Source organism: bacterium (assembly GCA_024224155.1).
GTDB lineage: Bacteria > Acidobacteriota > Thermoanaerobaculia > Multivoradales > JAHEKO01 > CALZIK01.
This window is the reverse complement of sequence record JAAENP010000079.1, coordinates 1-23,985: the sequence shown is the minus strand read 5'-3', so window position 1 is coordinate 23,985 and position 23,985 is coordinate 1. Positions and strand designations below refer to the sequence as shown.

The 23,985-nt window shown below is 66.3% G+C and carries 26 protein-coding genes; all 26 read left to right on the top strand.

All coding sequences use genetic code 11. The annotated features are described in order from the left end of the window. The coding region (locus GY769_04470) for a phage major capsid protein (protein MCP4201170.1) at nt 1-913 on the top strand (913 nt) is incomplete at its 5' end. Between the two features lie 75 nt (nt 914-988). Then, nucleotides 989-1,546 carry a hypothetical protein gene (locus GY769_04465; protein ID MCP4201169.1) on the top strand — a complete coding sequence of 186 codons (558 nt, stop codon included), beginning with the start codon at nt 989-991 and terminating at the stop codon, nt 1,544-1,546. A gap of 141 nt (nt 1,547-1,687) precedes the next feature. Next, the gene (locus tag GY769_04460; GenBank protein MCP4201168.1) at nt 1,688-2,131 is read left to right on the top strand and encodes a hypothetical protein; all 444 of its coding nucleotides are present in this window, start codon (nt 1,688-1,690) and stop codon (nt 2,129-2,131) included. 136 nt (nt 2,132-2,267) lie between these two features. After that, on the top strand, nt 2,268-3,026 hold the full coding sequence (locus tag GY769_04455) for a hypothetical protein (GenBank protein ID MCP4201167.1): 759 nt from the start codon (nt 2,268-2,270) through the stop codon (nt 3,024-3,026). Continuing rightward, nucleotides 3,023-3,328: a hypothetical protein gene (locus GY769_04450; protein ID MCP4201166.1), complete on the top strand. Its 306-nt coding sequence runs from the start codon at nt 3,023-3,025 to the stop codon at nt 3,326-3,328. Before GY769_04455 ends, GY769_04450 begins: the two co-directional genes overlap by 4 nt. Nucleotides 3,329-3,338: 10 nt before the next feature. Then, complete coding sequence (locus GY769_04445; protein MCP4201165.1) at nt 3,339-3,596, top strand: hypothetical protein; 258 nt, start codon at nt 3,339-3,341, stop codon at nt 3,594-3,596. 3 nt (nt 3,597-3,599) lie between these two features. Continuing rightward, nucleotides 3,600-4,073 (top strand): hypothetical protein, encoded by a 474-nt coding sequence (locus GY769_04440; protein ID MCP4201164.1) that lies wholly within the window; start codon nt 3,600-3,602, stop codon nt 4,071-4,073. Further along, the gene (locus GY769_04435) at nt 4,073-4,561 is read left to right on the top strand and encodes an HK97 gp10 family phage protein (GenBank protein ID MCP4201163.1); all 489 of its coding nucleotides are present in this window, start codon (nt 4,073-4,075) and stop codon (nt 4,559-4,561) included. Before GY769_04440 ends, GY769_04435 begins: the two co-directional genes overlap by 1 nt. Next, nucleotides 4,558-4,953, top strand: coding sequence for a hypothetical protein (locus tag GY769_04430; GenBank protein ID MCP4201162.1), 396 nt, complete (start codon nt 4,558-4,560; stop codon nt 4,951-4,953). Before GY769_04435 ends, GY769_04430 begins: the two co-directional genes overlap by 4 nt. A 207-nt stretch (nt 4,954-5,160) precedes the next feature. Next, nucleotides 5,161-5,526, top strand: a complete 366-nt coding sequence (locus GY769_04425) for a hypothetical protein (protein ID MCP4201161.1) — start codon at nt 5,161-5,163, stop codon at nt 5,524-5,526. A 9-nt stretch (nt 5,527-5,535) separates the two neighbouring features. Continuing rightward, nucleotides 5,536-5,910, top strand: a complete 375-nt coding sequence (locus GY769_04420; GenBank protein ID MCP4201160.1) for a hypothetical protein — start codon at nt 5,536-5,538, stop codon at nt 5,908-5,910. A 9-nt stretch (nt 5,911-5,919) separates the two neighbouring features. Next, the gene (locus GY769_04415; GenBank protein MCP4201159.1) at nt 5,920-6,381 is read left to right on the top strand and encodes an outer capsid protein Hoc; all 462 of its coding nucleotides are present in this window, start codon (nt 5,920-5,922) and stop codon (nt 6,379-6,381) included. A 163-nt stretch (nt 6,382-6,544) separates the two neighbouring features. Next, nucleotides 6,545-7,114 (top strand): hypothetical protein, encoded by a 570-nt coding sequence (locus GY769_04410; GenBank protein ID MCP4201158.1) that lies wholly within the window; start codon nt 6,545-6,547, stop codon nt 7,112-7,114. A gap of 14 nt (nt 7,115-7,128) precedes the next feature. Beyond that, entirely contained in the window at nt 7,129-7,479 is a 351-nt protein-coding gene (locus GY769_04405; GenBank protein MCP4201157.1) for a DUF4035 domain-containing protein, read from the top strand. Continuing rightward, entirely contained in the window at nt 7,469-11,608 is a 4,140-nt protein-coding gene (locus GY769_04400; GenBank protein MCP4201156.1) for a phage tail tape measure protein, read from the top strand. The genes GY769_04405 and GY769_04400 overlap by 11 nt, the downstream gene beginning before the upstream one ends. A 1-nt stretch (nt 11,609) precedes the next feature. After that, nucleotides 11,610-12,101: a hypothetical protein gene (locus GY769_04395; GenBank protein ID MCP4201155.1), complete on the top strand. Its 492-nt coding sequence runs from the start codon at nt 11,610-11,612 to the stop codon at nt 12,099-12,101. A gap of 166 nt (nt 12,102-12,267) precedes the next feature. Next, a complete protein-coding gene (locus tag GY769_04390; protein MCP4201154.1) occupies nt 12,268-14,424 on the top strand; it encodes a hypothetical protein in 2,157 nt (718 codons plus the stop codon). Beyond that, complete coding sequence (locus GY769_04385) at nt 14,424-17,681, top strand: hypothetical protein (GenBank protein MCP4201153.1); 3,258 nt, start codon at nt 14,424-14,426, stop codon at nt 17,679-17,681. The genes GY769_04390 and GY769_04385 overlap by 1 nt, the downstream gene beginning before the upstream one ends. 2 nt (nt 17,682-17,683) lie before the next feature. Beyond that, a complete protein-coding gene (locus GY769_04380) occupies nt 17,684-18,907 on the top strand; it encodes a hypothetical protein (GenBank protein MCP4201152.1) in 1,224 nt (407 codons plus the stop codon). Nucleotides 18,908-19,108: 201 nt separating this feature from the next. Continuing rightward, nucleotides 19,109-19,447, top strand: a complete 339-nt coding sequence (locus GY769_04375) for a hypothetical protein (protein ID MCP4201151.1) — start codon at nt 19,109-19,111, stop codon at nt 19,445-19,447. Between the two features lie 2 nt (nt 19,448-19,449). After that, nucleotides 19,450-20,091 (top strand): hypothetical protein, encoded by a 642-nt coding sequence (locus GY769_04370; GenBank protein MCP4201150.1) that lies wholly within the window; start codon nt 19,450-19,452, stop codon nt 20,089-20,091. A 26-nt stretch (nt 20,092-20,117) separates the two neighbouring features. Further along, nucleotides 20,118-20,519: a hypothetical protein gene (locus GY769_04365; protein ID MCP4201149.1), complete on the top strand. Its 402-nt coding sequence runs from the start codon at nt 20,118-20,120 to the stop codon at nt 20,517-20,519. Further along, complete coding sequence (locus GY769_04360; GenBank protein ID MCP4201148.1) at nt 20,489-21,007, top strand: hypothetical protein; 519 nt, start codon at nt 20,489-20,491, stop codon at nt 21,005-21,007. Before GY769_04365 ends, GY769_04360 begins: the two co-directional genes overlap by 31 nt. A 256-nt stretch (nt 21,008-21,263) precedes the next feature. Beyond that, nucleotides 21,264-21,452, top strand: coding sequence for a hypothetical protein (locus GY769_04355; protein ID MCP4201147.1), 189 nt, complete (start codon nt 21,264-21,266; stop codon nt 21,450-21,452). A 100-nt stretch (nt 21,453-21,552) separates the two neighbouring features. Further along, a complete protein-coding gene (locus GY769_04350; protein MCP4201146.1) occupies nt 21,553-22,968 on the top strand; it encodes a hypothetical protein in 1,416 nt (471 codons plus the stop codon). Between the two features lie 24 nt (nt 22,969-22,992). Next, nucleotides 22,993-23,631, top strand: a complete 639-nt coding sequence (locus GY769_04345) for a hypothetical protein (GenBank protein MCP4201145.1) — start codon at nt 22,993-22,995, stop codon at nt 23,629-23,631. Nucleotides 23,632-23,985: the final 354 nt, after the last annotated feature.

Genomic DNA, 23,985 nt, shown 5'->3' with positions numbered 1-23,985 from the left:
GTCGCTGTCCGCCTCGGACTTCACCGCGGGCGGGGCGCTGATAGCCCCGGCCTTCGCCTCGGAGGTCATCGAGTACCTGCGACCGGAGTCCGTGGTGATGGCCTCGGGTCCCCGCACGATGGACCTGTCCACCGGCGCGCTCGAGGTGCCGAAGATCAACCAGGGCTCGGCCGCGAGCTACGTGGGGGAGAACCAGACCGGCGGGATCACCGAGCCGGAGTTCGGGAACCTGGTCTTGATCCGCAAGAAGCTGAAGGCGGAGATCCCGGTCAGCAACGACCTTCTCACCTTCGCCACCCTGAACGCGGACGCGATCATCCGAGACGACGCCGTGGCCGCGATGGCCCAGCGGCAGGACGCCGCCTTCATCCGCGACGACGGCACCCAGTTCACCCCGAAGGGGCTCCGCTATCAGGTGCCCGCCGTGAACGTAGTTCCGGCAAGCGGAACCGCGCTGACCAACATCGAGGCCGACCTCCGGAACGCGGCGCTGGCCCTTCGCGACAAGGACATCCGCATGGTCCGCCCGGGCTGGCTCATGAGCTCCCGGACGGAGCTGGCACTGAAGCACATCCGCACCGGCACCAACGAGAACTACGCCTTCCGCGCGGAGATGCTGGCGGGGAACCTCAACGGGTATCCCTTCAAGGTGACCACCCAGATCCCCGAGGATCTCGGTGGGGGGACCAACGAGTCCGAGCTCTACCTGGCCGACTGGAACGAGGTGGTCGTGGGCGAGGCCCAGGGTCTGCGCGTGGACTCCTCCAGCGAGGCGGCCTACTACGACGGAGCGGCGCTCCGCTCGTCCTACAGCCGGGACCAGACCGTGGTCCGGGTGATCATGCAGCACGACATCGGGATGCGGCACGACTTCGGCATCGCCGTCGTTAGCGGCGTGCTGTACGGAACATAATCGACGAGTCTAATCGGGAACGGCCCCTTTTCGTGAGGGGCCTCCCCCCGCAGGCCAAACGAGGAGGAGAAGACCATGGCAGGACTTGCAAGTTATCTCGACCAGGGCGCGGTGCTGAAGGCCGAGGGCGCACTGGCCGCTGTTACCATCACCGGTGGCGACGCCAAGGACGCGGTCGAGCAGAATGGCTACGCGATCGACAGGTTCGCGATCGCCCCGCATTCCTCGAGCGATTCGAGCCGGAAGGGGCTCGCGGCGCTCTTGGCGATCGGGTGCGTGGCGACCCTCGGGCACAACGAGACGTGCGTCCTGATCGCGAACGTGCGACACGCGGACAACGCGGGGATGAGCACGAACGTGTCCGACTTCGACCATCGGGCGAGCGCGCAGCCGCCCGACATCACGTTGCCGTCGCTGACCATCAGCGAGCAGGAGACGACCACCTACGGGGTGCTCGAGCAGAGGTACGACCTCACGGGCGCCAGACGATACATCCAGTGCCAGTACACCTGCACCCTAAGCGACGCGAGCCACGCCGACACGGCCATAATCAGCGGCCTCTGGGTCTTCCACGGTGCTCAGGCCGGGCCGTTCGAGGGAGGACTCAAGGGCAGCTGGGCCGCGATGCAGTAGCGCTCGGTGGTAGACTGATCCGGAACGGGCGGCCCTCGGTTTCGTGGAGGGGTAACGACTTCTCACAGGGGTACCGAGAGCCTGGTGAACGCAGATACCGGGGACCGCCCATAACCGGGAGGACTACATATGAGACCACCGATGCCGCAAGACCACATCGAGGAGCGGAAGCTCCGCGTCATACTGCTGGAAAAGCACCCACCCTACAACAAGGGAGAGGAGCGGGGCCTGCCGGAGAGCCAGGCACGACGCCTTTGCGTCACCGGAACGGCCATGCCGGCGCCGAAGAACCCGAGGGGGATCAAGATTCGGGACGCGGAGACCGGCGAGCTCGTGAGCGTGGAGGACACGCTGGGGGGCTGGAAGCTGTCGCGGGACGAGGAGGATGCGGCGGCCTCCTTCAGGCGAGCCAGGAAGATAAGCGCCGGCGACATGACCGGCGAGATGGACGCGCAACGAGCGGCGACGGCCCACGAGGAAGAGCGGGTCGAGGCCGAGGCCGAGAAGAGCGACGCGAAGACAGGCGACAAATTCTTGAAAGGCGGCAAGAAGGATGCAGCCTCCAAAACCGAAGCCAAAAAGTGAGCCCAGCGACGCCGAGCGGAACCGGCGGGAGCTGGAGCTGCTCCGGGCCACCCGGCGCGTGATGAGGGAGGGGGCCTCGCGTCCCTCCTGGCATCGCGACCGGCAGCAGAGGTCCGGCGTCAGGAAGGGGTGAGGCGTGATCACGTCGCACATCGAGATCGAGGGCACCGCCCCGGACCACACCCTCTGGTGCGACATCAAGGACGTCAAGGCCGAGCTCGGGCTCACCGGGACCGACGAGGAGGGGTCGCTGCTGAAGAGGATCCAGCGAGCGTCCGACCGGCTGCTGAGGTTCACCAACCTGAGGGGGGTCGCCTTCTGCCGGTACAAGGAGACCCTGCCCGGGATGGGCGACACGAGCCTGATGGTCACGAGGACCCCCATCGTCAACCTGCTGGCCGTGGAGATAGTCAGCGCTGAGATCTTGATCGAGGGGGCCACGGGCCAGGACGTCACGGACAGCGTTTTGCTGGAGGACCGGGCCGCGGGATTCCTCTTCCGCAAGTACGGCTGGGGCTGGTCGGCGATGCGATCGGCGCCGCTGGGACTTCAGCTCAGCACCGTCGGAGCCCCGATGCCGGGGACCGAGGAGCCGGTGTATCGAATCGACTACGAGGCGGGCTGGATGATGCCGAAGCAAAAGCTCCCGACCGAGACGGGGACCGAGGTCCCAGTCAACTTTCCCGCCGACCTGGAGCAGGCCTGCCTGGCCCAGGTGATCTGGGACTATCGCCACGTGCGGCGCACGGCGGACGTCAAGAGCAAGAAGGTCGGCGACACCACGCTCACCTACGAGACGGGGTTCGGCAACGACGAGGACTCGGTGCTGGCCAGGCGCTTCGGGCTGTGCCCCGACGCCTTCTACCTGGCCAACCCGATGAGGAGGGCCGCGTGAGCAAGAACAAGTCGCCCGCGAAGGCCGTGTGCAACAAGTGCGGGCTGCCGGCCCGGAGGGTGGCCTCCGTGATGAGGGAGGTCAGCGAGGGAGACCTCGCCGCCGTCTTCATCGTCGAGCGGCAGTTCATCCACGTGGCCGAGAACGGACAGAAGATGATCTGCCTGGAAAAGCTGGAGTATCCCTGGCTCATGACGCTGTGCGGCGTCGACGAGCTGGAGGGCGTCCGGCAGAAGCTGGCCAAAAACGCCGTGAAGTGGCAGACGGGATTCAGGGCCATCATAGGGGCCGTTCCTCGTTGAAGGGGTGAGCATGGCGAGAAAGAGCAAGAAGGACAACGGGCGAGCCGTCCTATCCGATAGCCGGATGCGCATGGCCAAGCTGACGGCCATCTCTGTGCTGAGGTCCTACAGCAGGGACGGCGCCCTGCGCAGGGTGCGCGAGATGGGGGAGGGGGTTCGGAACCTCAACCCCGAGAACAAGGCCTTCTACGAAAGGGTCGAGGCGCTGGTGCAGGAGGCCAAGAAGAGCCAGACGATGGACGGGGAGCACGTTACGTGGGGACGCTAGGACATGAGAACAGGCAAGCGGTGGTGGGCCGTTGACCTGCCCACCTGGCTCCTGCTGGCGGGCGTGCGCGCCGACGCGGAGCTGGTGGACGAGGCGGTCTTGATGCCGGTCGACCCGGACCTGCTCGAGCTGTACGTGGACGAGGTCGTCATCGAGCCGTGGGTCAGCAAGGACTTCGGCAACGTGGAGACTTTCGGGGCCGCCGTGACCTACCGCGCCAAGATCGACGCCCACGTGGAGGAGATCCCGAGGGACAGCGGGGACGTGGCGAAGTCCAGCCACCGGGTCGCGCTCGATGACATCTACGCCGTGGGGGAGAGGGACCGGATCACGATGCCGAGCAACGGGCGGTTCGCGGTGAGCCAGCCGGAGATCCTGAAGGTCCATTCGTGGACGGACGAGAACCCCGTGACCACGACGGAGCTCGGGCACCACACCACGGTCATCGTGGGCGGACGAAGGACGGGGAGCGCCTGATGCCGATCGTCGCCACACGGGGAGGGCCGCTCGTATTCGGGCCGAGCAAGCCGGGGGTACTCAAGAAGCCCCGGATCATCCTTGAGACCAAGCTGGTCGAGAAGGCGATGGCCGCCGTGGTGCCGGAGCTGCTCACGCAGTTCAGCCGGGCCCTGGACAAGATAGCGGAGGAGGCCGTGACCAACGTCATGGACGCCACTCCGGTCCAAACCGGGGACCTCCAGGGGAGCGCCCGCCGGACCAAGGTGAGCAAGGGCAAGACCACCTCGATGGTCACGATCAAGTCGGGCGGGATCGAGGGCGAGGTTCGGGGAAGGCCGATCGAGTACGCGATCGTCGTGCACCAGCTGGGCTCGCCACGAGGGCGAGGCCGCTTCTACGTCATCAACCCGGTCATGGCGGTGGCGGAGGCGTACCTGCCGAGGACGGCGGACCGGGCGCTCGAGCGGGCCGTGAACAAGGTCAAGGCGCCGAGGCTGGTCCGATGACGACCGTGGCGCAGGACCTGGCGCGATACCTGGAGGACCGGGGCCTCGTGACGATGTCTGGGGCGGGCAAGGACGTCTTCCAGTTCTCCATGGAGGACGAGCCGGGGGACGCGGTCCTGATCAAGAAGGGCGGGGGCATGGCGGCCCAGCGCTCGCACGACCTGCGCCGGATCAAGAACGAGACGGTCGCCGTGATCGTGAGGGACCGGGTCTTCCTCACCGGCGAGGTGCGGTCGGACGAGATCTACGACGCCCTGCTGGACATCTCGAACACGGCCTCGGATGGGTCGGTACTACTGGGGGCCGTCCCGCTGGGCGGGATCGCCGAGATGGGACGGGACGAGAGGAAGCGCTTCAAATGGACGATGAACTTTGTGATCAAAAGGACTTGACGGAACTATCGGATCTGGTCAAGCCTGGGAGACGATGGAACGGATTCGAGACCTGGCGGTGCACCCTGTGCGGTCGCCAGGACACGGACAGGGAGAGGACGCTCGGGCACGTGATGGAGGTTCACTTCAAGCAGGAGGAGCCCGCAAAGGTGGTCCAATCATCGTTGGTCGACCCGCAGGGACGACCGCTTTTCATGGAGGTATAACATGGCAGAACTCACGGTCGTAGACCTGCCGGAGGGGTACGAGGACGACATCGCATCTACGCCCGTCAATCCCGGCTTCGTCGCGGGGACTGTGGCTGGCGACACGTTCCGCTGCACCGGCAAGGAGATCCTCCTTGTGTGGAACCAGGGCGGCGCGCCCTACACGGTCACGGTGACGAGCCAGCCGCTTTCCGTGTCCGGGAGGACGGGGGACATCACGGCGGCCTCGATCCCGGCGGGAGTCTTCCGGGTCTTCCAGATCTTTCCGCGCGACGGCTGGGAGAGCGGCGGTCTTGTTTCCATCGCGGTCTCGAACGCGCTGGTATTCGTGGCGGTGCTTCGGGCACCGATCCAGGCGCAAGGATAGGAGGCAGACATGGCAGCTACTGAACTAACCGTCGTTGATGCGCCGGCAGGGTACGAGGCCGTCATCACGAGCACCCCGGCCGACCCGGGGTTCGTGGCCGGGGACCCGACGAACGGCAACAGCTTCCGGTGCACGGGCAAGGAGCTCCTGCTGGTCTACAACGACAGCGGGGACGCCTACACGATCACGGTCGCCTCGGCGCCCGCGTCGAGGACCGCCAGAAACGGACCGATCACCAACGCCTCGATCCCGGCGGGGTCGGTGCGGGCCTTTCAGATCTTCCCCCGGGACGGATGGGAGGTCGGCGGGCTGGTGACCGTTACCCCAGAGGACGACCACCTCCAGCTCGCGGTGGTCCGCTTCCCGATTCAGGCGCAGGGATAGGAGGCTAAGATGGCATACCCAAGCAGAGCAATCTTCGGCCTCGGCACGCGGCTGGACCGCGGGGACGGACAGACCCCGGAGAACTACAGCGCGATCGCCGAGGTTCGGTCCATCAGCGGGCCGAGCATGGCCACCGACATCCTGGACGTGACGAACCACGAGTCCCAGGGCGGCGTCCGTGAGTTCAAGGCCGGGCTGATCGACCCGGGCGAGCTCACGTTCGACTGCGCGTTCCAGCCGGGCGAGCCGAGCCACGGGGCGAAGGCCGGGCTCCAGAAGGCGCAGCTCGACAGGGCGGTGGACAACTACAACCTGGTCTTCCCGCCCGGGATCGGCTTCACGTGGCTGTTCCAGGGCATCGTGACCGGCCTGCCGCTCACCTTCCCCATCGACGAGGTCATCACCTCCTCGGTGACCCTGAAGGTGTCCGGCCTGCCCAACTTCGAGTACGCGACGCCGCCGGGCTGGTAGGGTCCGGGCCAGGCTCAGGGAAGCCGGAGCCGATGTCTCCGGAAAGAGACGGGAGGCGGCTATCGCCGTCTCCCTTTCTTTTTTCCGAACCCTGCCATGGTTCCCACGATGTATGCTCCTCTCGTGGGGCACCCAATGTCGGGTGCCGGAGGAGGAAAGAACCATGAACGAGATGAAGCCAGAGGACAAGGTTACGGAGCAGACCGAGACACCCGAGAAGGCAGCCCCGGCCGCCGTGGCCGCGCCGCGCAAGAAGGCCCCGGCCAAGAAGAAGGCCACCAAGAGGAAGGCCACCAAGAAGAAGGGCGGCAAGGTCCTGGCCGCCAAAACGATCCTCAGTGCCCCCGACATCAAGGAGGAGGAGATCCAGGTGCCGGAGTGGGCGAACGAGGAGACGGGCGAGGACACGGTGTTCGTGCGGGGCCTGAGCAGCATCGACCACGAGCGGCTCACCCAGTCGTGCACGGAGGGGCCGATCGGCAACCGCAACTTCAACATGGTGGGCTACCAGGCCAAGGTGGCGATCCTCTGCACGTACGATGCCCTGGCGAAGGACGGGGGCAAGCGCATCTTCCAGAAGGACCACCTCCAGGTGCTGATGCAGAAGGCGAGCGGGCCGATCGCGACCATCGCCAACAAGGCACACGAGCTGAGCGGGATCGGGACGGGCGCCGTTGACAAGTTTCAGGAAAATTTAGGCAAGACCCCGAACGCCGATTCACTTTTCGACTAGCACTGGCGCTCGGGATGACGCGGGCCGACCTGGTCCGCAGGATGTCGAGAGAGGAGCTGACAGAGTGGATCGCATTCAGCCAGCTCGAGCCTTTCGGGGCGGAGTTCGACGAGTACCTGTCCGCCTTGATCGCCTCCGTGGTCGCGGAGGTGAACCGCAACCGCAAGAAGCGGGGCAAGCCCTTCTCCCCCAAGGAGTTCATGCAGCACTGGGGCCGCCCCGACCCGGACAAGGCCTCCACCCCGGAGGCCATGGCGGACTTCGTGAAGCAGTTCACGGCGCGGATGCACGCCCAGAAGGGGGTGGACATGCAGAAGCCAGCCATCTTGGACCAGCACGGGAGGCCGGTGTCTAGTGGCTCTTAATCTAGGGGACATCCTGATCCGGATGGGACTGGACACGGGCCAGTTCAGCCGGGAGATGCGCGCCGCCCAGCGGCAGCTCCAGGGAGCCGCCTCCGGGTTTCGCCAGGCCGGGCAGACGGCCACGATGGCGTTCACGGTGCCGCTGGTGGCCGCCGGGGCCGCCGCCCTCAAGTTCGCCTCCGACTTCGACTCCGCCATGACGCAGTCCATGGCGATCATGAGCGAGTTCTCCGGGGCATCCGAGCTGACGGCGTCGGGGCAGGCACAACTCCGGGGGGAGATGGAGAAGGTCGCCCGGACCGTCTCCAAGGAGCTGAACCTCGCGGCGAACGACGCCGCCAAGTCCTACTTCTTCCTGACCTCCGCCGGGATGGACGCCCAACAATCCATCGCGGCCCTGCCGCAGGTGGCCCGCTTCGCCAAGGCCGGCATGTTCGACTTCGCGACGGCGACCGACCTGGCGACGGACGCCCAGTCCGCCCTCGGACTGAAGTCCGACGACGTGCAGGAGAACCTCGCCGGCCTGACCCGCGTCACCGACGTGCTGGTGCGGGCGAACCAGCTCGCCAACGCCTCGGTGGAGCAGTTCTCGCAGTCCCTGACGACGAAGGCGGGCGCGGCCCTCAAGATAGCGAACAAGTCGATCGAGGAGGGGGTGTCCGTCCTCGCGGCGTTCGCCGACCAGGGCGTGAAGGCGCAGGACGCGGGCACCGCCCTGAACATCGTGCTCCGGGAGCTGTCCACGAAGGCGATCAAGAACCGGGACGCGTTCAAGACGATGGGGGTGGCGGTCTTCGACGAGAACCGCAATTTCAACAACATGGCCGACATCATCGGGGACCTGGAGGACGCCCTGGAGGGGATGTCGGACGCGCAGAAAAAGGCGACCTTGCTCCAGCTCGGGTTCACGGACAAGTCGGTCATCTTCCTGCAGACCCTGATCGGGACGAGCGAGGCGATGAGGCAGTACCAGGAGAGCCTGGAGAGCGCCGGGGGAGCGGCGAAGGAGGTCGCGGAGGCCCAGCTCAAGGCGTTCAACGAGCAGATGGGCATGGCCTGGAGGAGGATCGTGGACGCCGCGATCGCCATCGGGTCCAAGCTGATGCCGATCGTCCTGGACTTCGTCGTGGCGATGGAGCCCTTGATCCAGTGGGTGGAGTCCGCGGCGAAGTGGTTCGCGGCCTGGCCGAAGCCGCTCCAGCTGGCCGCCGTCGCCGTCGCCGGGCTGGTGGCCGCCGTGGGGCCGCTCCTCATAGTGATCGGGTTCATCGGACAGGGGATCGCTTCGCTCATCGCGATCTGGCCGGCGCTGGCCGCGGGCTTCGGGGCCTTCGGGGTGAGCGCGGGGGTGGTCACCACGGCCCTGACGTTCCTGGGAAGCGCGCTCGCGGCGCTCGGGGTGGGCATCGCGGCGTTCAAGATCACGGACTGGATCCTGGAGTGGACGGGCCTCCGGGAGACGATAGACAGCGCCTACGCCTCCGTATTGGATTGGCTCGGGATATACCAGCAGGCCGTGCCGGCGTCGACGCAGGAGACCAAGATCCTGGTGGAGGCGACCGCGCTCGCGGGACGAAAGATCACCGACTGGAACGAGGCCATCGGGATCGTGATGGGGAGCCTGGACGAGCAGCGCGGCCTGATGGCGGAGAACACGGAGGGGATCAAGCAGAGCTTCGACGCGATGGACCGCTTCGCCACGGCGATGGGGGTCTCCCGCGACACGCTGGAGCAGGTGGCGAGCCGCCTGGGGATGACGACCCAGGAGCTGCTGGAGAACAAGAAGGCGACGGAGCTGGTCAAGGGCGAGCTGAAGAAGATGGCCAACGAGGCCAAGGCGGCGGAGAACCGACTCCGGAGCATGGTCAAGACCGTGCGAGACGCGGAGAAGGACGCAAGGGACCTGGCCAAGGCCGTGGAGATCGAGGGCGGGGCGATGGCCCTGACGACCGGGGAGACGATGCGCCTGGCCGCGATGATCAAGGTCTGGAGGGAGGAGAACATCGAGGTCGCCGCGTCGCTGGACGCGGTCGTCGAGCGGGCGGAGGCCCTGGAGAGGGCCGCCCGGCTGGCGGCGATGGCCATCAGCGTCCTCGAGCTGGAGAACACCAAGCTCGAGGCGGTCTACAAGCAGATGGACGCGGCCATGGAGGACATGCTGGAGGGATACGAGAGCCAGCTCGAGATCCTCCCGCAGACGCAGAAGGAGCTGGACGACCTGAGCAACATCCTCGGGTTCGACGTGAGGACCAGCTCCGAGGCAGCCGAGGAGGCGATGCAGAGCTTCGGCCAGGTCATGCTGGAGGTCGCGGCCATCTTCGAGGTCTTCGGCATCAGTGCCCAGAGTGGGATCGGCCAGGCCATCGCGGGCATAGCCACGCTTCTCAACGCGATGCCAGCCCTCCTGGACTCCACCAAGACGATCCAGGGGATGGAGGGCTCGCTGTCGTCGAAGATAGCGGCGGGGGCGTCTACCATTGCGGGAGGGGTCGCTTCGATCGGGGCCTTCACCTCGGAGGGGAGCACGGGAAGCCGGACCGCCAAGGGCGCCCTGGCTGGCTTTTCCGTCGGGTCCAAATTCGGGCCGTACGGGGCCGCCATCGGAGCCGGGGTCGGGGCGCTCGTCGGGTTCTTCCGGGGTCGGGCCGCCAGGAACGCGGAGAAGGAGATCCGGAGGGGCATCGGCAACGCGGTCAGCAAGGGCCTGAACGAGGCCATCCGGGACGCCTCGAAGGACCTGAACTTGGACGTCATGACGACCTCGCTCCTCTTTCTGAGCGAGGCGTTCACGGAGGCCGGGGGCGTGGCCGAGTTCGGGATGCTGAAGGCGAGAAACGCGGTCATGAACCTCGTCGATGCCACGGTCTCGGGACGTATCCCGATGGCGACCGGGCTCCAGGAGGTGGGGGAGGCGTTCCAGCTGATGGCAGCCGAGACCGTCGCGGCAGGCGATGTCATGAGCAGCGAGATGTTCGAGATCGTGGAGTCCGCGAAGCGGCTCGGCGAGGACGTTCCGGGGATCGTGGCCTTCATGGCGGAGCAGCTGAACCAGGCGGTGGCGGGGGTCGGGGCCATGGTGGGCGGCATCCAGATCGTCACCCAGGAGGACGCCCTGGCACAGGCGGAGATATTCGCGACGACCTTCTTCGCGGCGGTGGAGGAGATGGGCATCCTGGCCGCGACGGAGGCGATGGGACCCGCGTTCGATGCGCTCAAGGCGAAGTTCGAGGAGCTGGGGATCGCCCTGGGACCGGAGGGACCGCTGGCCGGCATCTCGCGCTTCTTCGACATCGCCCGAGACCCGCAGTTCGGGCCGCTCCTCGAGGGTCTCCAGGGGCTGACGGGCACCCTGGCGGGACTGGCGAACACGGGCTACCTGACGGCGGAGTCGTTCAACGCGATCCAGCACCAGGGACTGTCGGCGTTCGACCAGCTCCTGGCCGCGGGCCTGACCGAGCAGGAGGCCCTCCAGCAGATGGCTCCGTTGCTCCAGGCGATGATCGACGCCAGCAACCAGTACGGACACGCGCTCGACCCGGCGACGGCGGCCCTGATCGAGCAGGCGGAGGCCGCCGGGATCGCGTTCAAGGCCGACCCGATGTACGTGATGGCGGACGCGATGATCCTCGTGGCCGAGCTGCTCGGGGCGACGTCGGAGCAGATCGAGAAGCTCGGGGAGACGGCGACCGGCGCCGCGGAGGGGTTCGACGACATCGCGGCTTCGGCTGCCGCAGCGGCTGCCGCGGCGGGCGCGATCGACGTTCCAGGAGGCAACGGGAACGGCGGGAACGGGAACGGCGGGAACGGCGGGCACGGGAACGGCGAGCCGCCCCACTACCAGCACGGCGGGCTGGTCACGAGCCCACATCTGGCCGTGGTGGGCGAGGTGCCGGAGGTGATCATCCCGGTGAGCGACCTCAGCCAAACCACCCACGATCCGCCGAGCCTGGAGGACATAGCCGGGGCGGCGGGAGGCGGGCCGCAGGTGAGCGTGAACATGGCGGGCGCCATCGTCGGCGACCCGCATCAGACGGCCCAGGCCATCGGAGAGGCGGTCGGGATCGCGCTGCGGGAGGGATACGGCGGGGCGACGGACGCCGCCGAGGAAGGGCGTCAGCGGAGGCTATAGCATGTCGGTTCTGATCAAGGAATGGGACGTCGGGGCGATGAGGAGGCCGGGCTCGAGCGCCCCCGCGTTTGACCTGACGGTCGGGTCCAACTTTCCCTGGAACCACCTCAAGTTCGACCCGGCCTCGGACGAGGTGGTCTATGTCTTCGGGGTGATGCCGGAATCGGACATCTACACGGCGGATGGGGACGTCGAGGTGGAGATCGACTGGGTCTCCGACACCTCCACGACCGGGACGGTCAGGTGGAAGGTCCAGCTCCTCGGGAGGGCGGACGGCGAGGCGTGGGACACGGCGTTCAGCGACTCGGCGACGGAGGACGACCCCCGAACCGCCGGAGACTCTCTCCACATCGCGACCGTCTCCTTCACGACTCCCTCGCTTGCTCCGGGAGACCGATTCATCTTGGCGCTCACCCGGGAGGGGACGCACGCGAACGACACCTACGACGGGACCGACGCCCACATGGTCGGCGCGAGGCTGCTGGCGGCATGATCGACTTCGGCAAAGCAGAGCTGGAAGAGATGGAGCTCCTCGACTGGGACGCCGCGATCGACCCTTCGCCCAAGCGCCCGAGCGGTTCGATAATCGTCACCTTGAAGCCGAGGAAGGCCCCTCGGATACGAAAGCTGATACAAAGGCTTCGCGAGGCCCTGGGGATATGATCGACTTCGGCGCCCTGAACGACCACGGGGCCTACATCCGGTTCGACCCGGTCGAGGCCGCGTACATGGACGGGTTTCGGGGGATGATCTGGGCGGCCCGCGTGAACCTGGCGGACGAGCACGGGACGTGGGGCTATCTCATGGGGAAGACCGACCACGTCCAGGGCTGGGCCATCCGGTTCGACTTCGCCAACTACCAGACCAAACCCGAGATGGTCTACGAGGACCTCGGCGGAACGGCCCGCTACCATCGATGCCAGACGGCGATGTCGCTGCTGGATTGGTACTCGCTCGTCTTCGCCTGGGCCGGGAGCAACCGGGGGCGGTGGTACCTGAACGGCGTCTTCCAGAACGAGACGGACTCGGAGAGCGACGAGAACGGGACGATCTGGAACAACAAGGACATCGACCTTCACATCTGCGGCTCCGGGGGGGCGACCGACCGGGGGGCCGCGGTGAGGATGGACAACGTCGTCGTCTTTCCCGGCGCGAAGCCGACGGACGAGGAGGCCGACCGGTTCGCCGCCGACTACCACGCGGGCAACATCGCGGCGCTCTACACGGGATACCGGATCCAGGGGAGCCGGGAGCGCTACCCCGGGGTCCACACGCCGCTGTTCTGGTGGCCGGGCGACTTCACGCCGGGCGAGAACGTGGTCTCGCATGAGCTCGGCGGACAGGAGCAGGGGGAGATACACGACGGGACCCCGACGGCGGTCGAGGACGACTGCGACAGCCCTTCCTGGACGGTCCTCAACTTCGGCTCGGCCTCGACGATGTCGGCGGGGGCGCCTGCCTCCTCCGCCCCGGAGGGGAAGATGCCGGACGCGATGTACGCCGAGGTGACGGGGCGGAACAACACCTACGTCGGCGTGCAGGTGGAGTTCCCAGACAACACGATGGGATTTGCGACGGCCTCGCTGCCAACCTCCGAGGAGTTCTACCGGATGAAGGCGCAGAGCATCGGGAACGTGAAGCGCCAGCGCTCGGATAAGAGCGGGAAGCTCCAGCCTGTCGAGGCCAACCTGGTGCTGCTGGACCACAGGAGGGAGCTATCGCGCCTCCTGACGGGGGTTCTCGACGGGAAGGCCGAGGGCTCGCCCGCGAGGATCCGGCTGCTCTCGCCGGACGTGGACGCGGGAAGCTGGATGACCGTCTTCGACGGCTCGCTGAAGCGATGGACGCCGCGGGGGAGCATCCCCGAGATAACGCTGACCCTGGCGCCGGACGACCTGGTCATGCGGTCGGACAACAAGATCGGGTTCATCACGCGGGACCTGTATCCGAACTTGCCGGACGAGATGGAGGACGTCGCGATGAAGGCGATCTACGGCTCCTTCGACTCCATCGTGGGCGGGGGGCCGATCGCCTGCGAGAAGGTGAACACGAACGGGAAGCAGTACTTCGTGTCCGTGGGCCAGTCGTGGCCGCTCCAGACCTACCAGGGGGGCACGATGCTGGACCCCCGGGCGGAGAGCAACAAGTACACGATCGCCGTCCCGGTGGAGAGAAACGGGCGGTGGCTCACGGAGGTCTATCCGGCCACCGACGCGGGGGACAACGCGATCACCGTGGACGTGGACGGGGCCTCGGTCCAGATCGCGACGAGCTACGCGGGGGCCGCCTTCTCTGGATTCTGGCGGAACCAGCGACCCATCATGAATCCCGCCGAGCAGATCTTGCACTTCATGATCAACCACCTCTTCGGCTCCTACGAGCGGGGGGCCTGGCTCTCGCCGGAGAGCGGGGGCCGGATAGACGTGGCGAGCTTCATCGAGGCCGCCGGCTACTTCCGGCAGCGTGGAATCAAGGGCCGAACGATCGTCTACTCCGACGAGACGGGCTACCAGGTGCTCAACCGCTGGTCGGGGCGCTGGAACATCCCCATCTTCTGGGACAGCATGGGCCGGGTGGCGGCGCGGATAGACCGACACGACGTTCGCCGGGGCACGCAGCCGCACCTCGTCGGGGAGATGGAGGGGGTGTCTAATCTCGTGACGACACCGAAGGAGGACATGCTCGCGGACCAGGTGAAGGTCCGGCACGGCTACGACTGGGTCGGCGAGAAGTTCGTGGACACGACCCGCGCCATGGACCTCTCCCAGAGCTGGGGGGTCACGCACACGATGGAGCAGGACTGGAGCGCGACCTGATGCTCGACTACACGAACGCCGACACGCAGGATGCTGGCAAGCTCACCATCCGCTGGCCACCACGGCAGCTGCTCGACGGGGCGCTGCGGTACACGATAGGGTTCTGGTACCAGAGGCGGCGGACGAACACCGGGGCCGTGATCCGCGAGAAGGACGTCAACGTCAAGCCAGGCCTGGGGGTCGCGACCAACTTCTCGGGGGCGAGCGGCGACATCTTCACCATAAGCCACAACAACGTGACCAGCACGAACTCGCCCTCGGTCACGATCGACGTGACCTACAGCTACCTCGTGACGTGGGACGAGCACGAGGGGATGATCATCTACCAGGACGGGGTGAGCTGGCACACGGACGCGACGCTGGTGGAGATACCGACCGTGCCGAAGGAGGCCGCGCTGGTGATCGGCGCCACGGCCTCCGGCATCATAGGCGCACCCGGGGGGTATCTGGGGAACGTGGCCATCTGGCCGGGGTTCTTCATGAACTCCGTCGACGCGGAGATGTGGCACTCAGGGGTCATGCCGCACTACAACTCCTGCCGGTTCTTCTACCGGGGGACATCGGTGCCGGCGAGGGACGAGGTCACGAGGGAGATCCCGGACTGCTTCGTGCGGGAGTACACCTGGCCGGTGCACACGGGATTCCGCTTCCCGTTCGACTTCAAGGAGAACATCTGGCAGGCCGCGGACCCGAGCGACTCCTACTACGACGTGCACGCGGAGATGCCGGACCTCGCGATGAGAGTCCTCTCGAGCGAGGAGCTGAACCGGCGGCGGCTCGTGAGGAAGACCTACCAGATCACGGTCCCGACGGAGTTCTACGCCCGCGAGCTGATGGACGACCTCCAGCTCAAGCACAAGGACGGCCTGGAGCACAGCGGGGAGGGATTCGGTTACGGCGGCTCCCCGGAGCGGCTGGCGAGGATCGAGTCCATCGCCCTGAGGCCCGAGGACCGGCTCGTCGAGCTGGGCCTGGTGGACATGAAGCGCCGGGCGATGAGCTACTACAATTCGCTCCGGTCCCCGCTCGGGATGACGGAGCGCGCCGACGGGCTCTTTCGATTGGCGCCGCTCCAGGGGGAGACGGAGACGACCCGGGATAGCCTCTCGTGGGCGATGGGCCCGGACGGCCTCTTCCATGAGTTCGGGATCGACCAGGCACCACTGACCCCGGAGGGCCTCCTGATCGAGGGCGCGAAGCCCAACTACGTCGACAACCCCGCCTTCAAGCACGGCCTCACGGGCTGGACGGACGCCTCGATGGGCGACGGGGCCGTCTCGGCGATGCCCTCGGGCGGGGGGATAAAGGTCTTCCGCCCCTACACGGTGTTCATCGACGAGAACTTCAACCCCACGACGGGGTACACGGAGGTCCAGTGCTCCGACCCGGGCGACCCGGTGTCGCACGACGACGCGACGACCGAGAACACGCGCAACTCCGCAGCCGCCACCTCGCACCTCGGCTTCTACATCGACCCGACCTTCGCCGAGAACATGCTCAAGGTCAACAAGGTCGTGATCTGGGCCAGGGCCAGGAGGACCGACTCGAACTCGAACGACAACTACAAGCTGCGGGTGAACATCGACGCGGGCTACATCGACACGGGCCCGAACATCGGCCTGACGACCTCCTGGGTCACAAGCTCCTGGGACTGCACGGCCTCGCGGGACTGGACCCCGGAGGACTTCCGGAACGGCACGCTGGCCTTCGTCTTCCAGCGCGGGGCCAACGGGCCGACGACGGAGGTCACGTCCCTCTGGATGGCGGTGGAGTTCGAGGGCGAGGCCGTCCCCAAGCTCTTCCACGCGTCCGTGACGCAGCTGGCGGCGAAGATCTACTGCGCCGAGGACCCCGACCACGACTACGGGGCGCTCCAGCAGGAGATCGGGGTGGTCGACAGCTCCGACATGTGCCTGAGCTGGTGGCACTGGGACGAGAGCGGCGAGGCACTGGCCTTCTCGCTCGAGCGGCACAGCGACGGGTTCTTCATCCAGGCGCTCGACGGGACGTGGGACCACGACGAGGTCTTCCTGGAGGTTCCGCTCGCGCTGATCGGGCCGGAGAGGTTCCGGCTGCCCCACGTCCTCGGTCCCGGGGTCGGGGAGAACTACACGCTCACGCTCTACTCCCGGAACGCGGCCCACCAGTCGAACTGGATCTTCCACGTCCAGATGGAGGAGGGCATGTTTCCGACGAGCCCGATCGTCGGGGAGACGGGGACCTACGAGCGGGAGCCCTGCTACGTGACGGTCCGCAACCCGGACAGCCTGACGATACCGGCGGAGCACGCGACCATCGCGCTCGAGTTCGTCCCCACCTGGGACCACGACGAGTCCGGGACCGGAAACACCAAGTACCTCTTTCGGCTCCAGCACGACAGCTCGAACTTCATCCAGCTCTACTGGGGGATCGGCTCGGCGCGGTGGAGGGTCAACTGGAGCTATGCTGGCACAAATCACTTTTCGGATCTATCCGGTCTTTGCTTCGACGCGGGGGACCCGATCAAGGTGGGCGTCCGGTGGCTCGACGACGGGGAGCTGGGGAAGGAGAGCGCGCAGGGGCAAGTATTCATTCACATGCCAAAGGGTAAGATCTGCGACGAGTATGCCGAGTCGAATCAGGACTCCTGGTTCCCCCTGAATAATACCTACAACGCCGTCGGACAATCGTTCAAGGGCGACGGGGGCAAGATCGGCAGCGTAGGTTTCTACCTGAAGAAAACGGGAAGTCCAACAGGGAACTACTATGTTGCCATTTACTCTCATTTGGGTGTCTATGGGTCAACGGGCGTGCCTGGTGGAGAACATGCTAGAAGCGAGCTTCTCGACGTGGAGCAGATTACAGCCTCCGCAGAGTTCATCCGGTTTGATATTGATGACGACTTGATCCTAGAAAAAGGTACGGCGTATTTCGCTGTATTGGTCTATTTCGGTGGCGATGCTTCCAACTATCTGGAGGTCGGCTACGACGCATCCTCACCCACTCATGGCGGCAATGCTGCGCCCTACATAGCGGCCTGGACCCCGTCGGCAGGGGCGGACGTGGTCTTTGAGATCAGGACCGATCCCAACTCCTGGCAGGAATCCGAACCTGTGGAGTTCACGACGGACCTCGCCGAGGCGGCGGAGTCGCTCTTCTACTTCGGGAGAACGCCGAACATGAACGACTCTAACCCCCCGGACGGCGTCTTACGCTACTTCCACGTCTTTCCCGAGGCCCTGCCGTTCGAGGAGATCCAGGCCCTTTTCGGAGACTGATCATGCTCTATCTTCCCGGCTACTACGCGAACGCGATGAGAAGGGCGACCTCGTTCACGCCGACGCCGAGCGCGGAGACCCTGTACCCGGGGTCGTATCTGGGCCACGGGCTCCCGAGCTACCCGTTCAAGTTCGGCTCCGTGGCGGCGGACGTGGAGGTGGTCGCGGACATCAGTTTTCTCCTGAACCAGGGCTTCGAAGACTGGCTCGGCGACACGCTCCTGAAGTGGAAGGAGGGGGCCGGGGCGGGCTCCTACGCCAAGGAGTCCACGACCGTATCCGAGGGGACGTACTCGCTCAAGCTGACCGGCATAAAGGAGATGTATCAGGACGTCGCCGTGATGACCGGGAAGGAATACGAGGTGGGCTGGTCCTTCTATGGGGACGGCGTCTCGACCAACGCCAGGTTCTACGTCCAGGATCTCGACACCTACAAATGGCTCCATAGCTCCGGCTCCTGGCAGGCCTCCAAGGTGGCGCTATCGTCGAGGACGGGGGCGAGCTGGCAGCCCGTGGACTTTCTCTTCACGGTCGAGAGCGGGGCCCAGGCGACGACCAACCTGCGTATAATCTGCGGGAACATCGCGGCGAACAGCGTCTACTTCGACGACTGCCACATAATTCCGACCGTGGACTTCGCGTCGATCCACGGCCACAACATCCCGAGCGGGGCCGAGGTGGACATTCAGTTCTCGGACTCCCCGTCTTCCGGCTTCTTCTCGAACGGAATCCTGACGATGGCGCAGCCGTCGTTCTACGCGGTCCTTGACCACGAGGAGACCCACCGATACGTGAAGCTGCTGATCGGCACGCAGGCCGTGGGCGACCCGATCTGGATCGGGGAGTGGGCGGTCGGGCACCACAACGTCCTCGGGGCCGCGATGAGATGGGGATGGAAGTTCGTGCCGCGCCAGCCGAGGACGGACGTGCGCACGGCCAAGACCGGGCAGCTCTTGACGCAGCGGGAGGCCTACCGCCCGAGCCTGGACCTCGTGATGGACTTCATCGCGACGAACAAGGCCGACCGGGACGAGATGTTCGAGACGGTCATCCACGGCTCCGAGCAGGGAGACGAGCCGGTCATCATGGTGCCTGACGAGCACGAGCCGGAGGTCATACACGGGCGGGTCTCCAAGCACACGATCCCGCTGGGGAAGGTCCCCTACGACAACTGGGCGTACAGCGTGACCCTCGAGGAGGACGTGTTTCCGGTGGCGGGGTTCTGATGCCGGATGCGGCGACGAGGAGGACGGAGCGGCTGCGGAGACGGCAGGGCGGCCGACAGGACGCGGACCTCCGCGAGATAAACATGCTCCGGAGGCGAGTGGCTATGCTGACGAAACAAACGACCACGCTTCGGGCCAACCTCCGCGCCCTGGACGAGCGCCTGACCAACCACATCGAGCACGGGACCTAGGAAGGGGAAAATGCAAGCAGGAGACGTGCAGCAGATCGCGAACCAGCCGATCGTCGTGGGGGGGCTCCTGGCGGTCCTGTATGCGATGGTGAGGGTGGTCGAGGTGCTGGCCGCAAGGCGGAACGGCAAGAACGGGAAGCCGGGTTCGTTCGTGGAGGAGGACCGGCAGAAGCTGATCACGCTATACAAGCAGCATCAGCTCGTGGACGAGGACGGGACGCCGCTCTGGTATCTGCCTCGGAGCATGATCAGGCTCCAGACGGAGACCAACTCCCTACTGAAGAAGCTCAACACGACGATGGAGAACTTCGAGTGCCCCTACGGACAGAACGGCGAAGAGGAGGACTGACCATGGACCCCAGAATTGCGGTGGCGCTGGCGGGTGGCTTCGGCGGGGTCGCCCCCAACATCTTCAGGGTGGCCTCCCGGCTGACCGGAGGGGCGGACCTTCCGGGCGCCTCCTACCTGATCGGGATGCTGATGTTCTCCCTCATGGGGGCGGCGATCGCGCTGGCGTTCGAGGAGAGGGAGCTCAAGAAGGCGTTCTTCCTGGGGCTCGGCCTGCCGGCGATGTTCCAGTCCGGGGTGAACGACCTGTCGCAGGCCAACGGGGCCTCGCTGCTGCCCCGAACGCCGATCGCCTACGCCGCCATGTCGCAGGCGCCGCCGAGGCCGGTGGTCTTCCTGGCCGCGGACGTGCCGCCCTACAACGTCGTGTTCTCCTCGACCGACGGGAAGCGCCGCGAGATACACGAGGTCGAGCACCCCGAGAAGGACAACCTGGTCATGGCGCCGGGGTGGACGTCGTCGTTCGTGGTCACGATCGGGGAGTCGGCGAGCGACCCGGAGCGGCTGCCGCCGCCGGACGAGGAGGCCGAGTACCGGCTGGAGGTGCGCCGGAAGGCGTGGAGCGGGCTGAAGCAGGCCGTCGGCATGAAGGAGGCGGACGAATACGAGCTCGCGATCGTTCGCGCGGAAAAAGATAACCGATGATAGGCTTAAAAGGGAGGGAGGTCCCGATGAAAAACAAAGGCTTATTTCTGCTGACCTTGATCTTGCTCTTGCTCTTGGCCCCGATGCCGCTGCTGGCGCTGGTCCAGGACGCGCCGGTCCCGGTCGAGCCGGATCCGACGAACCCGTGGTACTACCTGGCGCTGGCCGCCAACTTCGGGCTGGTCGCCTTTCTGGTTCAGATCCTCAAGAACAAGCTGCTGCCATCGCTGAAGGAGAAGGCCGCCTACGCGATCCCGCTGATCGCCATGGTCCTCGGAATGGCCGCGCCGCTCGTGCTTCAGCAGACGGGGATCGACATCCTGCCGATCAAGGACGTGTTCACCGCGGGGCTTGTCTCCGGGGCCTTCGCCTCGAGCGGATTCGTGGTGGCCAAGGAGTGGGGCAACAAGCACAGGCCGGCTGCGTGAACCTGGTCGAGCCCGCCCTGATCGAGACCCCGTGGGAGACGGCCTTCTGGCAATGGGGGCCGTCTCCCCATCTCACGTGGCGCGAGCTGAACTGCAACGACGGCACCCCGTATCCGGAGGAGAAGCGGATCGAGCGCGCCTACCCCCTGTCGGTCGAGTTCGAGTTCGTGAGGACCACGCTGGGGGGCTACCCGATCCGGGTGTCCTCGGGCTACCGGACGTGGGCCTGGAACAGCAAGATCGGGGGGGCCAGGCGCTCGCAGCACCCGGAGGCGACGGCGGTGGACATGGAGCCGCCGGGCCACCTGGGGGTGCCGGACCTGCTCGAGGCGGTGCTGCTGGTGGCGCATCGACCGGGTGGGCGCGTACGGGGGATCGGGGTGTACCGGACATTCGTCCACATGGACATCCGCCGGTCGGAGCGGGTCTGCCGATGGAAGGGCTCGCGGGTCCTGCCGGAGGTGTGGAAGACGCTGGCCGACGCTTAGGCCATGCCCGCACAAAAAGCGAAAATGGTGATGAGGCCACTTTCTAGGGAGGAGACATGATCGTTCCGAGGGGAATCATAATCTTGCTTACACGGCTGGGATGTCAGCCCGCCTTCCAGCGCCTGGAGAGCACGACGACCTGGCAACGTAATATACCCGGCAAGTGGTGCGGGTGGCACGGGGGAGACAGCAAGCTGTACCGGCTACTGGGCCTTTTTGGCTTTGGGCCGAAGCTCAAGAAGATCGGGAGGGAGACATGATCTGTCAGAAGACCGGACGGGAGCACGACGACTTCGACTTCGACGGGGCCGGGCTCTCCACCACGGGGTGCGACTGCCGCGACGAGACCAAGGCCGAGGACATGAGCGCGACGCCGACCGAGTGCGGGCCCGAGGGGGCGGAGTCCTACGAGGAGCCGGAGGGAGACGCTCCGGGCACCGCATGAACGCACGAAACGCAGGCGAAACGCAGGATAATCGCACTCGTTTTGCACGAGAGCCGCAAGGGAGCCGCACGAAACGCAGGCAAACCGCACAGGGGGAGAGATGAAGCGCCACGTCGACCGAGAGGGGAAGTTCTATTCCATCGATGGGGAGATAGTCCGCCCGCGCGACTTCGTGGGGGTCGGCGGGTTCAAGTTCGTGAACCACGTCGTCGCCTGGGTCCAGGGGGGACACGGGGGAGAGGGAGGCGGGGTCCACCTGGACCGGGCCGAGCGGTACATCGAGCGGGACGTGCTCGGGCTCGGCTGTCGGAGGATGCGCTCCCCGGTGGAGCTGATGTTCTGGGGAGGGCCGTACTTTGACCTGCCGACCGACGGGAGCGTGCCCGCGCCATACAACCGGCCCAACGTGGCCAACACGCTGAGCCTGGTCAACCTGCGCTGCGGGACGGGCGGCGGGTTCTCCATGACCCCCAAGCTGGAGAAGGTGATCCGCAAGCTCATCCTCCTGGCCCGGAAGCACGACATCATCATCGAGGTTCCGTGGCTCTGGACGATCAAGGGGGAGGCGGGACGGAAGACGAAGCACCACCCGGACCCCCGGCTCAGACACGGCGTCAGCGCGTGGAACGAGCACTATCTTGCGGCACAGGGGATCGGCGCCTACCTGCAGAAGCTGTACACGCAGGGAGACGGGGAGGGCGAGACCCGGGTCGATCCCGGCGGCCTGAACCTCATCTCGGACGCCTGCAACGAGTACACGGCCCACGCGGACGTGTTCACCCGCTCCCAGCTCCTCAACATCGCCGCCCGGTGGCAGGTGCGAGACGCGCCCAGCCAGCCGATCAACCTGATCTCGCAAAGCGGGGTCCTGGACCGATACGACCCGCCCCTGGAGAGCGACGAGGGGGCGAGGGGCTACGACGGCCCCTGCACGCACCCACCGAGGAGCAGGTCAAGGGACAAGCACGGGCGGGAGTACGACTGGGACGAGACCGGGGACGCCATGCGGAACGAGTGGCCGGACGAGCTCCTCGACGCGAACGAGTCTCAGCTCCTGATGACCAAGGCCCAGCGGGACTTCTGGGTACCGCTGATCCCGAAGTGGGCGGGGCTGGGCAGCACGGACATGAGGAAGTGCCGGGCCATGCACGAGTGCTTCCTGCGAAACGACATCTACACGACGCTCCACACCTTCCGGGGGATGGACGGGGGCTGGCCGGAGACGGCGCAGACGGTCGTGGAGGACACGGTCCGGGAGATCACCGGAGGAGGAGGACCGCCACCACCGCCGCCGCCGCCGCCGTTCGAGGCGAGGCCGTACGACAGGTTCGTGGTCGACGCCTACCGCCGGTACCTGAAGAGGGAGCCGGACAAGGGCGGGCGGGCGTTCTACAACGGCGCCCTGGAGAACCACTACTTTGAGCTGGGCGGGACCGGGCCGAGCATGACGGTCGCCCAGATGGAGGAGCGGATGCTCGACTCGGACGAGCACCGCAAGATCTGGCCGCTGCCCTGAGCGGTACAAGAAGGAGGAGGACCTGTGGGAGTACTCGGAGCATTCAAGAGCATCGGGAAGGCGCTCGCAAAGGGCGTGGTGGGGACCGGGAGGGTCCTTGCGAAGATAGACGACCTGCCCGTGGTGCCGGAGGTCGTCGCGATGATCCCGGTCGCCGGGCCGGTCCTCGCCGCCGCGATGAAGCGGAGCAACATGGCCGAGGAGATGTTCACCTCGGGCGACGGCGAGCAGAAGAAGCAATGGGCCAAGGGCCAGCTGAGGAAGGACCTCAAGCGGCTGGGGGTCGAGGAGAAGTACCTCGAGGAGCTGGTCGCGGTCGGCTTCCTCCTGCGGGAGAAGCGCGGGGTCGTCCGGGAGCTGGGGAAGTCCGAGAAGCCGAAGGACGAGAAGGGGCCCGGGGCCGCCACACGGGAGATGACCCCCGCGGAGAAAGCCGCGCGGGTCAGGGACACCGCCAACACCCCGAAGGCGAAGAAAAAGAAGGGGGAGGGCGACGACACCGGGCCGCTCGGAGTCACCGAGCGGGAGATGACCCCTGCGGAGATCGCGGCGAGGGACGCCGAGAAGGCCAGGCCGGACAAAAGGATGCCGGGCGATCCGCAGGCCCCGGGAGAGCCGGAGCCGAGCATGCCCCCTCCGGGCGGGGAGCAGCCGCCGACCTGATCCATATCTTGCCTCTGGCGGCCTCCGGGGTGGCACCGAACCCTGGGGGCCGCCTTTTGCTTTTGGCGACGTTCTGGCCCTGGTGCCGACACGCTGAGGGGTGCTTCACGACTGGGACGGGCCGCCGATTGCATCGTCTTACATCGCTTACATCGACCCCTACGACCTTAGCGACCCCTGGTGGCCGATTGGGGGTGAGAAGGGCCGGTCGCATCGTCTTGCATCGCCTACATCGACCCCGGCGTGCCCGGCGACCCCTGGTGGTCGCGCCGTTCTGACCCCCTATCTAGTGCCTCCCTGAAACCGGCTGCGGAGATCTCGTATGCCCTATCTTGTGTAAGCCGGAAACCGGCT